General features: G+C 36.1%; 14 protein-coding genes and 2 tRNA genes. 8 read left to right on the forward strand and 8 right to left on the reverse strand.

What is annotated here, in order from left to right; translation table 11 throughout:
- Window positions 1-623 precede the first annotated feature (623 nt).
- Window positions 624-1283, forward strand: a complete 660-nt coding sequence (locus tag ACFIKR_RS06720; RefSeq protein ID WP_375659319.1) for a DUF488 family protein — start codon at window positions 624-626, stop codon at window positions 1281-1283.
- 366 nt (window positions 1284-1649) lie between these two features.
- Window positions 1650-2144 (forward strand): hypothetical protein, encoded by a 495-nt coding sequence (locus tag ACFIKR_RS06725; RefSeq protein ID WP_375659320.1) that lies wholly within the window; start codon window positions 1650-1652, stop codon window positions 2142-2144.
- Between the two features lie 346 nt (window positions 2145-2490).
- On the opposite strand, the gene ACFIKR_RS06730 is transcribed toward ACFIKR_RS06725, so the two are convergent.
- The 5 genes from ACFIKR_RS06730 to ACFIKR_RS06750 form a co-directional block, all read right to left on the reverse strand.
- Window positions 2491-2567: transfer RNA gene (locus tag ACFIKR_RS06730), tRNA-Arg, on the reverse strand.
- Between the two features lie 39 nt (window positions 2568-2606).
- Window positions 2607-2912 (reverse strand): ETC complex I subunit, encoded by a 306-nt coding sequence (locus ACFIKR_RS06735; RefSeq protein WP_273791168.1) that lies wholly within the window; start codon window positions 2910-2912, stop codon window positions 2607-2609.
- Window positions 2913-3001: 89 nt separating this feature from the next.
- Window positions 3002-3078: transfer RNA gene (locus ACFIKR_RS06740), tRNA-Pro, on the reverse strand.
- Between the two features lie 713 nt (window positions 3079-3791).
- Entirely contained in the window at window positions 3792-4481 is a 690-nt protein-coding gene (gene hdaA / locus ACFIKR_RS06745) for a DnaA regulatory inactivator HdaA (protein WP_375659321.1), read from the reverse strand.
- The gene (locus ACFIKR_RS06750; protein WP_375659322.1) at window positions 4478-5689 is read right to left on the reverse strand and encodes an AI-2E family transporter; all 1212 of its coding nucleotides are present in this window, start codon (window positions 5687-5689) and stop codon (window positions 4478-4480) included. The genes hdaA and ACFIKR_RS06750 overlap by 4 nt, the downstream gene beginning before the upstream one ends.
- 158 nt (window positions 5690-5847) lie before the next feature.
- On the opposite strand from ACFIKR_RS06750, the gene purM reads away from it, so the two are divergent.
- Window positions 5848-6939 (forward strand): phosphoribosylformylglycinamidine cyclo-ligase, encoded by a 1092-nt coding sequence (gene purM / locus ACFIKR_RS06755; RefSeq protein ID WP_375659323.1) that lies wholly within the window; start codon window positions 5848-5850, stop codon window positions 6937-6939.
- A complete protein-coding gene (gene purN, locus ACFIKR_RS06760; protein ID WP_375659324.1) occupies window positions 6936-7547 on the forward strand; it encodes a phosphoribosylglycinamide formyltransferase in 612 nt (203 codons plus the stop codon). The genes purM and purN overlap by 4 nt, the downstream gene beginning before the upstream one ends.
- Window positions 7548-7832: 285 nt before the next feature.
- Here the strand turns inward: purN and ACFIKR_RS06765 are convergent, their stop codons facing one another.
- The gene (locus ACFIKR_RS06765; RefSeq protein WP_375659325.1) at window positions 7833-10367 is read right to left on the reverse strand and encodes a response regulator; all 2535 of its coding nucleotides are present in this window, start codon (window positions 10365-10367) and stop codon (window positions 7833-7835) included.
- A 212-nt stretch (window positions 10368-10579) separates the two neighbouring features.
- Between ACFIKR_RS06765 and ACFIKR_RS06770 the strand changes: the two genes are divergently transcribed.
- Window positions 10580-11056: a hypothetical protein gene (locus tag ACFIKR_RS06770; RefSeq protein ID WP_375659326.1), complete on the forward strand. Its 477-nt coding sequence runs from the start codon at window positions 10580-10582 to the stop codon at window positions 11054-11056.
- A 52-nt stretch (window positions 11057-11108) separates the two neighbouring features.
- On the opposite strand, the gene dksA is transcribed toward ACFIKR_RS06770, so the two are convergent.
- Complete coding sequence (dksA, locus tag ACFIKR_RS06775) at window positions 11109-11525, reverse strand: RNA polymerase-binding protein DksA (protein ID WP_015856486.1); 417 nt, start codon at window positions 11523-11525, stop codon at window positions 11109-11111.
- A gap of 314 nt (window positions 11526-11839) precedes the next feature.
- Window positions 11840-12373 carry a flavin reductase gene (locus ACFIKR_RS06780; RefSeq protein ID WP_375659327.1) on the reverse strand — a complete coding sequence of 178 codons (534 nt, stop codon included), beginning with the start codon at window positions 12371-12373 and terminating at the stop codon, window positions 11840-11842.
- Between the two features lie 147 nt (window positions 12374-12520).
- On the opposite strand from ACFIKR_RS06780, the gene rpe reads away from it, so the two are divergent.
- From rpe to ACFIKR_RS06795, 3 genes are all read left to right on the forward strand, one after another.
- On the forward strand, window positions 12521-13207 hold the full coding sequence (rpe, locus tag ACFIKR_RS06785; RefSeq protein ID WP_375659328.1) for a ribulose-phosphate 3-epimerase: 687 nt from the start codon (window positions 12521-12523) through the stop codon (window positions 13205-13207).
- Complete coding sequence (gene purB, locus ACFIKR_RS06790; RefSeq protein WP_015856489.1) at window positions 13207-14514, forward strand: adenylosuccinate lyase; 1308 nt, start codon at window positions 13207-13209, stop codon at window positions 14512-14514. The genes rpe and purB overlap by 1 nt, the downstream gene beginning before the upstream one ends.
- 69 nt (window positions 14515-14583) lie before the next feature.
- Window positions 14584-15132 (forward strand): RBBP9/YdeN family alpha/beta hydrolase, encoded by a 549-nt coding sequence (locus ACFIKR_RS06795; RefSeq protein WP_375635908.1) that lies wholly within the window; start codon window positions 14584-14586, stop codon window positions 15130-15132.
- Window positions 15133-15139 lie beyond the last annotated feature (7 nt).

A 15139-nucleotide genomic window follows, 5' to 3' on the forward strand; every position in this document is an offset into this window, starting at 1 on the left:
GTGATGTCTCGTTATACGAAATGGATTGTACTCATTATACTCTTATTAGCGCTTGATTTTTCACGTATTATGGATGCATTAGTAAGTATTTTTACATAAAAACCAAATATCCGACTCTAAACATACTCTGAGACGCGCGAAATTTTTTAGAAAGTGGATTATTAAATTTGCTCATCTTGTGAAGACGATAGATAATGTCTTTGCATATTTAAAATAGTGGTTCCCAAAGAGTTGAAATATCATTTTAAAAGGTAGTGAATATAGAGTAGATAAGTTAGTGCCTTCTCCAGTACATAAAATTTATAACGCACCGCATTCTTGTTTTGTTTTCTTAGAATTTTTTTTCATGATATGACATCGGATGCTAGGAAGATATGACATCGGATGCTAGGAAGAGGCTACATTTCGTTATTTTTTATCTGGATTTGTGCCAGAAAGTTTTAACTCAGCGTAAATTTTTGATTTGATATAGAGAGATCTTAGAATAAACATGTGGAGAAAATAAAAGAAAAAATTTTATTTAAACGGCAAAAAATATTATTGGCCTACTTCAAGAGTTTGGAGGGTGTCTTTCAAGTACAGATTTTCAAAAGTATTTATTTTTATTCACACAACGTGAAAAAGTGCACAGTTACGATTTTGTACCCTACAAATTTGGTTGTTTTTCTTTTCAATCTTATGCTGACAAACGCCGTCTTATGGAAATGGGAATCCTTGCTAACGATCATAATTATTGGCAATTGGTATCAGAAAATAGTGATTACAGTAACAATATTGCACCTTCTATACAAAATGAATTTTTTTCATTTATTGAAGAGTTTAGCACGATAAGAGGCAATGAACTTGTTCGGTATGTATACAAAAATTATCCCTATTTTACGATTAATAGTCAAATAGCAGATGAAGTTATGGATGAAAAAGACTTAGAAAAAATTGACGAATTTCGATTAAAAGATGAAACCTTTTGTTTTTATACTATCGGTTATAAAGGTGCCTCTTTTGATAACTATCTTAACCGACTTATCAAAAATAATATCAAACTTTTATGCGATGTTCGCAAAAATCCTATAAGCCGAAAATACGGATTTTCCCAAACACAACTGTCCAATAACTTAGCTAAGCTTGGTATTAAGTATGTGCATATACCAGAACTGAGCATTGTGTCTGAAAAGCATCAGAATTTGGATACACAAAAAGATTATGAATGCCTTTTTGAAGATTATCAAAATACAATTCTCAAGAACAATAGCAATGCAATCAGAAAATTATATCAGCTTTTTTAGACAACAAGCGTATTGCAATTACTTGTTTTGAAGCTAATATATACACGTGTCATCGAGGGAAAGTCGCATTAGCTCTCACTCAATTGCCAGATTAGAACTATGAAATAAAGCACATCTAAAGAATAAATATGGCAGTAATAAAAAAGCAACGGGTGTTGATTACGGTGAAAACTTATCCAACGCCTTCTACGAGGTATATAGAGCTAGTGTGTACTGCTGGCGTTAGGGAAGATGGTCCTTGGATTAGAATTTATCCAGCACCATTCCGATTTCTAAAAACACAATACAAAAAATATCAATAGATAGAGCTTTCTCTTGAAAAAAATCCTAAAGATCATAGGCTAGAGAGTTATAGACCATGCAACATTGAAGATATTAAGCTTTGCGGGTCCCATTTCATCTAAATGGAATTGGAAAGAGCCTAAGTGCTTAATACTAGCTAAGAATACGGTATACACTAATTTACATACTGTAATTGTAGGAGCAAAATCTAATGAATTTTCATTAGCTATTTTTAAGCCAGCACGAATTAAAAAGTTTTCTTTTAAACCGATTAATCCAATACGGAATCCTAAAAGGGAGGAAGTTGTTTATGAATTAATCCGGCAGGGATCATTCTTTGATAAAACGAACAATTTTATACGAACAAAAAAATTGCCTTACAAATTTTCATATGAATTTACAGATGATAAAAATGTTAATAGCACGCTAATGATAGCAGATTGGGAGATAGGTCAACTTTACTGGAACTGCAGGAAAAGAGTCAAATCCGACAAGGAAGCTATTCAGCTAGTTCAGCAAAAATACTATAACGATATTGCCAATACAAAAGATGTTTATTTTTTTAGGAACAACGTCTAAAGGTCATAAAATAGCGAGAAATCCACATATTATCATCGGAGTATTTTATCCGCAACACACATCGCAGCTACAATTAGATCTTTAAGTTTACTTGAAAGAATCTGGAGTAGTAAGAATATTAATCGCGGAATACTCTTTACACCTCATGGAGGCGATAGATAATGTCTTTGGCATTTAAAATAGTGGTTCTCAAAGAATTCAAAAAATTATTAGAGAACGTTGGAGGAAACAGATGAGCTTTGTAAAAGTACGTTGGAAAATCCTATCCCAGAACTTTTGTTAATGTTCCCGAAGCTTAACAAAAGACTACAAAGAATAAATACGTTATACATGGGTAAAAATTGGATGGTGATCCCGACAGGATTCGAACCTGTGACCCACGGCTTAGAAGGCCGTTGCTCTATCCAGCTGAGCTACGGGACCCAACTGATTATTTTCTCAATTCAAAATAGCATCTTTAATTCAATGTGTCCAAGAGTGCTGCCGATCACTGCGAAAATTATCAGAATAAGAAATAGCACGTCGAATCGACGTATGTTTCTTTTCTACACGGTAAGAGATAGCATTCTTACGCGCAAAAGCAATCGCTTCTTCCTTCCTATTAAACCTGATCCTTACTTGATTATTCATATCAGACGTTGCCGTGTACCCCATAAGAGGTTCAAGCATTTTTGCTTTCACCGGCTCATACTCTAGAATCCAAAAACCTGTATTCCCCTTACCTGACTGCATAGCTGTCTTAGCAGGACTATAAATACGTGCGATCATGCCTTTTTCCTTCAGATTACACAACGCTTGAATGATAGTTTTCCACCACACGTACCCAATTGGGTCATTCTCACACACTTAATCAAATATGGTCGGAGCGATAGGATTCGAACCTACGACCCCCTGATCCCAAATCAGGTGCGCTACCAGGCTGCGCTACGCTCCGCCATTTACAATTACTTGATGCACATTTCCTAAAATTTTCACAACAGAAGTGCAAGAGAAAAACACACTTTTTTTTAATTTTGTTGCATTTCTTTACAAAAAAACACATTTTTAAATTTTTTCCCCTACTCAATAACAGATTTATTAACAAATAATAGAAAATAACCTCCGTAAAAAAATCCAATCTATATTAAATAAAATAATGAATTTCTCTATAAGAGATTTCATAGTTTTTATCCTGCTTTAAGCAAGCTCTCACTGTATCAAAACGCATTCTACAGATACAATTTTAGAAAAAAACGACTTAAATATCATAGAAAAACTTTCCTAAAGAGACCATAAGCCAAAAAAATCAGCTGTATTAAGCTTTTTTCCCTCTTTTTCTATCTTCCAAAGGATTCTTTTATTAAAAATCCTAGAATCTTCTACAATCCAAATCCATAAACAACAAACATTTTTTCAAAGCACAAAAGTTTCATTATAAATAAAATAAAGCGCTTTTTTTAGAAAAATTTTCAAATGCGAAAATGGAAAGAATTCAAAATCGTACAATAAAATCTCAAAGCTATTTAAAATAAATACATGCCAAAAGTAAAAAATACTATTTTTCACTCTTAACAGATATCCAAAAAGGAGCAAATTTAAATGACTTGTCTTTCCACATATTGAAACGATAATAGAAGGACAGAATAAGTAAGCCATGATAAGGAGTATTTACGGACTTCTTCTATTCAAAACTTCAGCAATAACAGCACGTGTTATTTTTCTTTTTCTTTGTAATGCCAACTGATCAACAGAATCAATAACACGCTTCAATGAAAATAAAGAACGTTCACAACGACTTACAAGATAATAAACCGTATCTGGATGTACAATAAGTTGCCTATCGGAAAAAAGCTTAAATGCAACAGCTGTTAACAATGCATCATCAGGCTGATTAATTTCAACGAACATCACCGAATTAAGACGACTTTTTAGATCATTTAACTTTAAATTCCAAGCGGAAGGAAGTGTCCGTGCCGTCATCAATAAAGTAGCTTGTCGTGCATCAAGATTTGCTTGCTTAATACTGTTAATTAAATGAAAAAGTTCTGTCTCATTAATTTCACCTGCATCAATATCCTCTATTAAAAATGATCTGCCTAAAGAAGCCATAGTAACAGCCTGATCGATTTCATTGTGCTGAATCCTGAAAGCATCTGCTTTTTGGAGCCATATATCAGAAAAGTGCGTTTTTCCAGATCCTTCTTTTCCAGCCAAAACTGCAATAGGTAAGCTCCAATTGGGCCAATGATCAATAAGCTGAAAAGCCATACGATTGCTTTCCGTTACCACTAAATCCTCAAATTGAAAAATCGGATCATAAGGAAAGTTTAAAGATAATTGCGTTTCACGCCCATTCATTTTAGCGGCTCCGAATTTCCCCTTCGCGAGTACATCTGAGAACTAAGATAAGTATGAAGAGCAAAACGAACTAAAACGCCAACAGCCGCTGCCGCAGGAACAGCAACAAGCATACCAGTAAAACCAAAGAGTGAAGAAAAAGCAAAAAGCGAAAACATCAACCATACGGGATGTAATCCCACTGATGAACCTACAAGCTTGGGTTGAAGAATATAACCTTCAATAAATTGACCAATTAAAAAAAGTGCCATCACAACGATGATTCCCCCCCAATTATTGGGATAAAACTGGACCCATGCAATACCAACAGAAAGAACCAAACCACTCATTGTGCCGATATAAGGAACAAAGCTAATAAGACCAATAAACATACCAATCAAAAGACCAAAATTGAGTCCTGCAATCGTTAAACCAATAGCATAATAGCCTCCCAATATGAGACAAACTGTTCCTTGCCCACGAACAAAGCCTGCAATAGCTCTATCCATTTCATGAAAAATACTCCGAACGGTTTCAAGATGATCACGCGGTATTAACGAATCGATTGTTGTGACCATACGTGGCCAATCTAATAACATATAAAATGCCACCACAGGTGCCACAACAAATAGGCTAACGATATTAACGATAGATTTTCCTGATTTTAAAAGTGAGTTCAAAAGAGAGGTAATAAAATCCGAACCTTCTCCCAAAAATCCTTTAATATTATTCCGTAATTCATTTGGATCACTTCCAAAATAGCGCCTTATCCAATCAAAATCATGCTCAACAAAAAAGGTTTGAATACGATTAATATAAACAGGTAAACCATCACTCATAAATTGCTGTATTTGCCAACTAATAACAGGAATCAAAATAACTAAAGCAGCAACAAAAGTAATAACAATAAATAAGGTAATGAGGACAGTCCCAAACACACGACGAATACCAAATTTTTCAAGTAATTGAACAATGGGATTGAGAAAATAAGCCAGCACAATCCCTGCCACAAAAGGAAGCAAAATCGATCCAAAAACAAACATAAAAAAAATGAAAAAAATCAACGTACCAAGCCAAAAAAAGATTTGCCTTTTCATATTATTCGGCAACGGTAATTGAGTATACGCTGGCACATAAGTCTTATAACGATCACGAGATGTATTCTCACTCACTTTCTTTCTCATAAGCTGCCAAGAAGACTGATCGTGATTATCTGATATCTTGCTCATAAAATATCCTAAAAAATTCTTCACAAAAAATTATAAACATCTTCAAAATAAGGTACAAGCAAAGTTGCTTATTTTCTTATCAATATCTCTTGCAGAGAGAACTCTATCATGGCATTGCATAATATCAAAACCCGATTTTCCATTAAAGGAAGGCTCCAATGAGCAATCAAGATCTTACAAATAATAAATCCAAAGTTGGTCTTACCTACGCAAAAGCCGGTGTAAACATCGATATGGGTAATGCCATGGTAGAAAAAATTAAACCCTTTATACGCGCGACAAAACGAGCCGGAGCAGATGCAGAAATTGGCGGTTTTGGTGGTCTTTTTGATTTAAAAGCAGCTGGCTTTACAGATCCTATCCTAGTAGCAGCCAATGATGGTGTGGGAACAAAATTAAAAATTGCCATTGAAGTAGGTCACCATAACACTGTAGGTATTGATCTTGTAGCTATGTGTGTCAATGATTTACTCGTACAAGGGGCTGAACCTCTCTTTTTTCTGGATTATTTTGCAACTGGAAAGCTTGACCCTGAACAAGGTGCTACGATTATTTCTGGTATTGCAGAAGGATGTAAACAAGCCGGTGCTGCTCTTATTGGAGGAGAAACTGCAGAAATGCCAGGAATGTATGCAGAGGGAGATTATGATCTAGCCGGTTTTGCTGTAGGAGCATGCGAACGCAGCAAGCTACTCCCTTCAAAAGATTTAACAGAAGGGGATATTATATTAGGTCTAAGCGCCTCTGGGATTCATTCCAATGGCTTTTCGCTTGTTCGACGAATCATCCAGCAACATGATCTCAAATGGAATGACCCTGCCCCTTTTGCCTCCGAAAACAGCCTTGGTATAGCACTTCTTACACCAACACGCATTTATGTAAAATTGCTTCTTCCCATCATGCAAAAATACGAAGGGATTAAAGCTCTTGCTCATATTACGGGTGGAGGCTTTCCTGAAAATATTCCACGTGTCGTTCCATCTTCTCTCTGCGCTGAAATTAATCTTTCTACCATCAATGTTCCAGCAGTATTTTCATGGATTGCCAAACAAGGTAAAATAGAAGAAACAGAAATGTTAAGAACATTCAATTGTGGTATTGGCATGATCATTATTGTAGCACAGCATGCAGCTGAAACAATTACGCAAGCTCTTGAAAGAAAAGGAGAGAATGTAACTCCCCTTGGCATTTTAACAAAACGCCAAGATCAAAATAAAGAAATACTTTATAAAGGGGTACTGCATTTATGAAAAAACAAATCGTCGTTTTTATTTCTGGTAATGGATCCAATATGGTCGCCCTTGCTCAAGCTAGTCAGCAAAAGGAATATCCTGCTGAAATCGTCGCGGTTATTTGCGATAATCCGCGTGCAAACGGTATTGAAAAGACGCGAAACCATAACTTACCTATTCATATTGTTGATCGCAAAATTTACAAAACAAAAGAAGAGCATGAAGAACGTATTTTTACGATTTTAGATCAATATAAACCCGATTTTCTCTGCTTTGCAGGATATATGCGCCTTATCTCACCACGTTTTGTAAAACTTTACGAAGGACGAATTTTAAACATTCATCCTTCTCTTTTGCCTTCATTTAAAGGCTTAAACACACATGAAAAAGCTTTACAAGCAGGCGTAAAAATCACAGGTTGCACTGTTCACCTTGTTACAAAAGACATGGATGCAGGAAAAATCCTTGCCCAAGCAGCCGTTCCAGTCTATCCCCATGATACTGCTGAGAGCTTAGCACAAAGAGTTCTTAAAGCAGAACATAAACTCTACCCCGAAGCTTTAAAAGCATTTATTGAAGGGAAGAGCAAAATGGTAGATACGCAGCAACAGCTTTTATCTTTTTGAGTGTATCAACAATCTATTAATCAGCCTTTTTCAATGTTTTACACATAATTTGTGCTTAGTGTCTATAATTGAAAATCTCTATTAAATGTTGACGTAATAGAGTTTATCTTTTCATAAATTTTTGCGCAGAATGTGTGATTTTTTTGAATTTTAGTTAAATTTTCAAATTCTTCTTTTTTATTCAGTTCTATGACATTGTCATACGCTCTATTTATCAAAATACTCTCGCATTTCGCTTAAAAAATCTTAAATACGCAATTTTGCTATTGCATAAAATTTTTTGCCTCATGACGAAAGTGTTTCTTTAACTGTTAGAGCTAACTCTTTGAGTGTAAAAGGTTTAGATAAAAAACCAAAAACAGCATCTTGTGGAAGATTTTTAGCAAAAGCATCTTTTGCATATCCAGAAACGAAAAGAAATTTGATATCAGGATAGTTTTTACGTACTTCCTTCAATAAAGTGGGCCCATCCATTTCTGGCATCACCACATCGGAAACAATAATATCAACAGCTTCTTTTTGGTCCTCAAGAATAGAGAGTGCTTCCACCCCACTCGCTGCCTCTAAAACCGTATATCCTCTCATTTGAAGAGCTCTTACCCCCCCCATTCTGACCGCATCTTCATCTTCAACCAATAAAACAGTCGCAGATCCTGTTAAGTCTATATTTTTATCTTTCTCTTCATCTTTTTCAATCTTTTGAGAAATTTCTCCTTTTATATTGGGGATATAACGGGGAAGAAAAATATGAAATGTTGCTCCTTCACCTTCTTTACTTTCACAATAAATGTACCCACCGCTCTGCTTGATAATTCCATAAACCATTGATAAACCAAGGCCTGTTCCTTTTCCAACTTCTTTTGTTGTAAAAAATGGCTCAAACATTTTTTCTTGTATAGCAGCAGATATACCAGCCCCTGTATCTGAAATAGTCAATTGTACATACTCACCAATTGCTAAACCAAGATGATTAAATTCAGCGCTTTGTTGCTTTGTAATATTGTTTGTCGCAATCGTAACAATACCTCCATCTAGCATGGCATCACGCGCATTAATAACCAAATTCATAATAACACGCTGAAAAGATGCTTGATCAACTTCAACACTCCACAAATCTCTTCCATGGATAATTTTTAACTGAACATTATTCCCCAAGAGTGGTAAAATAAGATTGCGAATATCCGATAAAAATTCAGTAAAATCAACTTCTTCAGGTCGAAGTGTTTGCTTTCTAGAAAAAGCTAATAATTGTTGTACAAGAGCAGCTGCACGATTAGCATTATTTTTAATATTGATCAGATCAGCATGAGCAGGATCAGAACTACGATGCGTATTTAAAAGAAGATCACACGACATTAAAATTGCTGTTAAAACATTATTAAAATCATGAGCAATGCCGCCAGCCAATTGTCCAACAGCTTGCATTTTCTGACTTTGCATCATTTTATCTTCAAGCGTTTTTTGTTCAGTTGTTTCAATCACAGAGATAATAAGCAAATCTTGCAATGCATCACCATGATAGGGCGGTACAGACATAATATGAAGCCGTAAATGACATTCTTCATTTTTTTCCAAAACAGTTTCTAGAGAAACAAAATAATTTTTATTTGTCGCAATTCTCTGAAAAGAACGCTCTAACTGCACACAATCACGACGAGAAATAACATCATAAAAATTGACTGCTTTGTCCACACATCCCGTGAGTGATGAAAAAGCTTTATTCATATGAACCAATTGCCCTTCATGATCCACCACGGCTATTGCAAAAGGACTCGCATTAAAATATTCTCCTAATATAGTGGGTAATTTTAATTGATCGTCCTCTTCTTTTTGTATTTGTTGTGGAATGATCAGAATGCGATAAACGGCTTCCTCTTCTAAAAGAGAAGAAACAGATATAAGACAATGGAATATTTTCTCACAAGTCGTCTGTGAATTTAAACATAACGAAAACTTATAAGGTAAAGAGTAACCTGAACTTTGATATCTATTGGTTTGCAAACAGATATCACTCCATGAGCTCTTAGCGCCAACGCTATCAAATAACGAATCAAAATTATATTGACCAATTGAAAAACTCGCTAAATCAATTGAAAACCATTCGGCAAAAACCGCATTAGCATAAAGAATAGTTCCTTGTGTATTAACTGATACAAAACCAATAGGAGCTTGATCCAAGTGATTGATAGCCTCTTGAAGGTTCGAGAAAAAAACTTCTCGCGTTTGTTGTAAATGCGAAATATCAGCAATACGCCAAAATAAAAGCTTTTTTTTCTGTTTTGTGATAGGTTGAACAGAAATATTATACCAAACAGATTTTTTTGGTGTAGCATCGGTAAAAATTGGTTGTTCTACTCTTAATTCCTCTTGCGCTGCAAGATTATTACAGGCTGCAACCTTTAAGCGATACGAAAGTGCGCCAGCTCCTGGAAGATCAGCAATAACCGTATAACAAGACACTTCAGGCTTATAGGTCAGAATTTTTCGATAGTTTTGATTAGAATAATAAACAAAACCAGAAAGGTCAGAGATTACAATTGCATCATCGCTCTCATTAAAGATGCTAAAATTAAAATCTTCATGCGACCACACATGGTATCTTAAAATTCCTATTCCACACAAAACGAGTGTTGCAACGCCGATAATTGCTAGAATCAAAAAAGATATCAATATAGCCTTTTGCAAATAGCTTTGTGGATAAAAAAAACCTAAAATACCCACAATGAAAAGAGAACCTAATATAAAAACAACACTACAAATCACAACTCTTCGATGAACAGAAGACGCTGATCTTTTATTATTATCAAAACCTTTATCCATCTCTCATTGCCTTAGATTTAGCTATTTCTTATATCACAAAACTTCCTTTATATTCATTGTTATAAAGTATATACTATGATATTATCTCTCTAAGAAAGCTCACTTAATGTTAAAAAGTTTATTTCTTGTATTTAAGTGAACCTTTTAAGGGTGTGTTTATAAATTTATCTCGATAAAAAACGGTATTTTCACACAAAAATGGGAGAAAATCTATGTATATCTGGTTATCAGAGCAAATAGGTATATCTGCTGCGAAAATAACGATAAGCTTTTTGTTTTTTATAATAACAATCGTAGCTATTACCATAATTATCTTGTTTTTACGTCGTTTAAGTACGAGAAGATTCAGCATTAATAGAAAAAAAAGTCTATCACGATTAGCATTATGTGAAGTAATTTCTATAGATCGAGCACGCCGCCTTGTTTTAGTCCGTTGCGATAATAAAGAACATTTGCTCCTTATTGGCGGTTTAACAGATGTGGTTGTAGAATCCGATATTACCGGTACATCAAAAATACAAAAGAGAGAAACACTTACACATCCAAATTCCGCCCCTACAGAAAGAAACGATATACCGGATAAAAATCCCTCTCCTTTTACGAATCAAGCGGTAAAAGATTCAGCAATTACCGCCGAAATTGAGGGGCGGCAAGAACCATCTTTATTCATTCCTACCCCTCAAAAATAAAAATATACAATTTTATCACCATAAATTTTGTTTGTTTACCATTTCAATGCCCTTAGTCATCGCGATAAACTCTTTCACGTCGTTCGTGACGTTCTTGCGCTTCCAATGACAAAACGGCTATCGGCCGAGCCTCAAGACGCTTTATACTAATGGGTTCGCCGGTTTCTTCACAAAAGCCATATGTCCCATTATCAATGCGCTCTAAAGCAGCATCTATTTTTGAAATAAGTTTCCTCTGACGATCACGCGCACGTAATTCGATTGTACGATCAGTTTCACAAGAAGCCCTATCAGTCAAATCAGGTTGACCAACATTCTCTTCCTGCAAATTTTCCAAAGTCTCACGAGCTTCTTTTAATATATCATTCTTCCAAGAAACCAATTTAGCACGAAAATACGCCTTTTGCCGCTCATTCATAAAAGGCTCATCTTCACTAGGGCGATATTGACCATCAATCTCTTCGCTCATGCAATAAAAAACCTCCACATATGCTATGTGCGGTCTATATATTGTGCAATACTCATCAACACAAGAGTAAAATGTTTTTTCATAACAATCTACAAATATGTCTAAACGCACTGTTTAGGTTTGATCGCTTTTCTATGTAGGTTGGATTCTTGATCAAATCTCATCCAGAACATTTTTCTTGCTTACTGAGAAACTTCAAAAAGAAGGAAATCTAATAGTCAGATATCAGAGCTATCTCTTCCCTACTTTCTCATTGTTTAAAATCTAAATGAAGCAACAATAAATCATTTCAGCAATGCAAAAAAATAAAATCTTTATAAAGGCAAAGTGTGATATTCACGTTTCAAATACATCAAAGCATCTTTTTCTTTATTACAGTTGATTGCAACAACCTCACCAATCAAAACACAATGGGTTGCGTGCTCATGCCAACAAATCAAACGACAATCAAACGACGCTAAAGCGTCTGAAAGACTAGGCGCCCCCGTTTGCAAAACTCCCCATTGAGCAGCATCAAAACGCTCATTTTGTGTAAGAGTGCAACACCTCGAAAAAACATCCGCTAATGGACGATGTTTTCCTGCCAAGCTATTAACACAAAAATTCCCATTCTCCATAAACACCTGATTCTTTAAATTATGGCGCATGAGACAGACAAGAAGGGTTGGAGGATTATCAGATAAAGAACAACACGCCGAAACAGTCACCCCGCGTCTTCCCTTAATGCCATTTGTTGTCACAATATGCACAGCTCCTGCAAAAAGACTCATGGCATCTCGATATTCTTGGGAAGAAACCGCAATATTATGTTGAAGTTCAGGCATCAAATATGTTTTATGATTCGACATATCTTTCACTTATAAAGCTTTAAAATTTCAAGCGATCTTTCCATAACAAAGACCTATAATACATATTTTTTTCTTTTCCGTCATAACACAAAAGATATTTGTGTATACACAGCGATATGATAAAAACAGCCAATCAAGGAGATTTTAATGCCCCATTCTCATCTCATTTCGCCTTCACTCTTGGCTTCTGATTTTTCTAAACTTGGACAAGAAATGTTAGATGTTGTTGATGCTGGTGCCGATTGGCTTCATCTTGATATCATGGATGGGCACTTTGTTCCTAACATCACCTTTGGTCCTGAAATCGTCAAGGCTCTGCGCCCATTAACCAAAGCAACATTTGATGTCCACCTGATGATCGCACCGGTAGACCCTTATTTGGAAGCTTTTGCAAAAGCAGGTTCAGATATTATAACCATTCATGCTGAAGTAAGTCCACATCTTCATCGTTCATTACAAACAATAAAAAAAATGGGAAAAAAAGCAGGAATTGCACTCAATCCAAGCACCCCTGAACATGTACTTGAATATTTGCTTGATCAATTAGATCTCATTCTCATCATGACGGTTAATCCCGGTTTTGGTGGACAAAGTTTTATTCCAGAAATAAAAGATAAAATTAAGCGCGTTAAAAGCATGATTGCAAACCGCCCTATTGATCTTGAAGTTGATGGTGGTATCACCGTTGATACAATTGGGATAACTGCAAAAGCTGGTGCAAATGTATTTGTCGCAGGCTCTGCAATTTATAAAAACGGAAATAAAGAGCTTTACAAAACACGTATTAATGCATTGCGCCAAGCCGCAATCCTCTCACAAGAAGGAAAAAAATAATGATCGCACGTTATTCCCGCCCTGCAATGGTAGCAATTTGGTCTCCAGAAACAAAATATCGTATTTGGTTTGAAATTGAAGCGCATGCCTGTGATGCCCTTGCTCACTTAGGGATTATTCCAAAAGAAGCCGCCAAAGTCATTTGGGAAAAAGGGGCAGTAGCTAAATTTGATATCAATCGCATTGATGAAATTGAAGCAATTACCAAACATGATGTTATCGCATTTCTGACCCACCTAGCTGAATTCATTGGACCAGAGGCACGTTTTATCCACCAAGGCATGACATCATCTGATGTTCTAGATACAACGCTAAACATTCAATTGATGCGTGCTAGTGATATTTTGCTAGAGGATATAGATCAACTTCTTGAAGCATTAAAAAGACGTGCTTTTGAACATAAAGAGACAATCACCATTGGGAGGAGTCATGGCATTCATGCTGAACCGACAACATTTGGAATCAAGTTTGCTCTCGCATACGCTGAATTTTCCCGTTGTCGCAAACGTCTTCTTGCAGCACGAGAAGAAATTTCTACTTGCGCAATTTCAGGAGCTGTAGGAACTTTTGCAAATATCGATCCCCGCGTTGAAGAACATGTAGCAAAAGCCTTGAGGATGCGTGCTGAACCGGTTTCCACTCAAGTAATACCAAGAGATCGTCATGCTATGTTTTTTGCAACACTTGGTGTTATTGCTTCCTCTATTGAAAGGTTAGCAATAGAAATACGCCATTTACAACGAACAGAAGTTCTTGAAGCAGAGGAACATTTCTCACCTGGGCAAAAAGGTTCATCGGCGATGCCTCATAAACGTAATCCAGTTTTAACAGAAAATCTAACTGGATTAGCCCGCATGGTACGTGCATTTGCACTCCCAGCCATGGAAAATGTTGCACTTTGGCATGAACGTGATATTTCCCATTCATCTGTTGAGCGTTATATTGCTCCAGATGCGACTATTACACTTGATTTTGCTCTTTCTCGCCTCACATCTGTCATTGAAAATCTCATTGTCTATCCAGAAAATATGCAAAAAAATCTCAATAAATTCCGCGGTCTTGTTCACTCACAACGGGTGCTTTTAGCACTCACGCAAGCAGGAATCAGTCGTGAAGATTCTTATCGGATTGTACAACGAAATGCGATGAAAGTTTGGGAACAAGGAAAAGATTTCTTAGAAGAACTCCTCAACGACAAAGATGTTACCAAAGCTTTAAGTGAAGAAGAACTTCGTGAAAAATTTGATCTTTCTTACCACACCAAACATATCAATACGATTTTTAAACGTGTTTTTGAAGAACAATAAAGGCGACATAGAAAACCCAAATCTATTCTACCTATGATCAAAAATCTATTGTAACAAAGAAAACAATTCATGAAAGCAAATCAACTCGATATTCTTATTGTTCCTGGCTACAAAGGATCTGGTCCAGATCATTGGCAAACACGCTGGGAAAAAAAATTGTCGACGGCCCGCCGCATTGAACAACTCCATTGGTCAAAGCCTGTTTGTGAAGAGTGGGTTAACAAAATTAAAACTGCCATCGCAAAAGCTCAAAGGCCTGTTATGCTTATTGCTCATTCATTAGGAGTTCCCAGCGCTATTCATGCAACGGTACAAAATACAGAAAAAATTTGCGGCGCTTTCTTTGTTGCACCTCCAGATGTCTCCAATGAGAAAATACGTCCCAAACATTTAATGACATTTGGCCCCTATCATCGTCAAAAACTGCCTTTTCCTTCTATTGTCATAGCCAGTCGCAACGATGAGTTTTGTCAATTTTCAGTAGCAGAAAAAATTGCCAATGATTGGGGATCACTCTTTGTTGATGCTGGGTATTCTGGCCATATTAACGCAGAATCCGGACACGGACCTTGGCCTGAAGGGCTTATGGTCCTCTCTCACTTTCTTGCAAAAATTTGATCAAAGA

The organism is Bartonella sp. MR30HLJHH, assembly GCF_042194195.1.
Taxonomy (GTDB): domain Bacteria; phylum Pseudomonadota; class Alphaproteobacteria; order Rhizobiales; family Rhizobiaceae; genus Bartonella; species Bartonella grahamii.

What these genes read in the sequence shown, in the direction of transcription:
- purB (WP_015856489.1), top strand. Translation starts at nt 13,207, where the DNA reads ATGATCGCACGTTATTCCCGCCCTGCAATGGTAGCAATTTGGTCTCCA.
- purM (WP_375659323.1), top strand. Translation starts at nt 5,848, where the DNA reads ATGAGCAATCAAGATCTTACAAATAATAAATCCAAAGTTGGTCTTACC.
- ACFIKR_RS06765 (WP_375659325.1), bottom strand. Translation starts at nt 10,367, where the DNA reads ATGGATAAAGGTTTTGATAATAATAAAAGATCAGCGTCTTCTGTTCAT.
- ACFIKR_RS06780 (WP_375659327.1), bottom strand. Translation starts at nt 12,373, where the DNA reads ATGTCGAATCATAAAACATATTTGATGCCTGAACTTCAACATAATATT.
- purN (WP_375659324.1), top strand. Translation starts at nt 6,936, where the DNA reads ATGAAAAAACAAATCGTCGTTTTTATTTCTGGTAATGGATCCAATATG.
- hdaA (WP_375659321.1), bottom strand. Translation starts at nt 4,481, where the DNA reads ATGAATGGGCGTGAAACGCAATTATCTTTAAACTTTCCTTATGATCCG.
- ACFIKR_RS06770 (WP_375659326.1), top strand. Translation starts at nt 10,580, where the DNA reads ATGTATATCTGGTTATCAGAGCAAATAGGTATATCTGCTGCGAAAATA.
- ACFIKR_RS06795 (WP_375635908.1), top strand. Translation starts at nt 14,584, where the DNA reads ATGAAAGCAAATCAACTCGATATTCTTATTGTTCCTGGCTACAAAGGA.
- ACFIKR_RS06735 (WP_273791168.1), bottom strand. Translation starts at nt 2,912, where the DNA reads ATGATCGCACGTATTTATAGTCCTGCTAAGACAGCTATGCAGTCAGGT.
- rpe (WP_375659328.1), top strand. Translation starts at nt 12,521, where the DNA reads ATGCCCCATTCTCATCTCATTTCGCCTTCACTCTTGGCTTCTGATTTT.
- dksA (WP_015856486.1), bottom strand. Translation starts at nt 11,525, where the DNA reads ATGAGCGAAGAGATTGATGGTCAATATCGCCCTAGTGAAGATGAGCCT.
- ACFIKR_RS06750 (WP_375659322.1), bottom strand. Translation starts at nt 5,689, where the DNA reads ATGAGCAAGATATCAGATAATCACGATCAGTCTTCTTGGCAGCTTATG.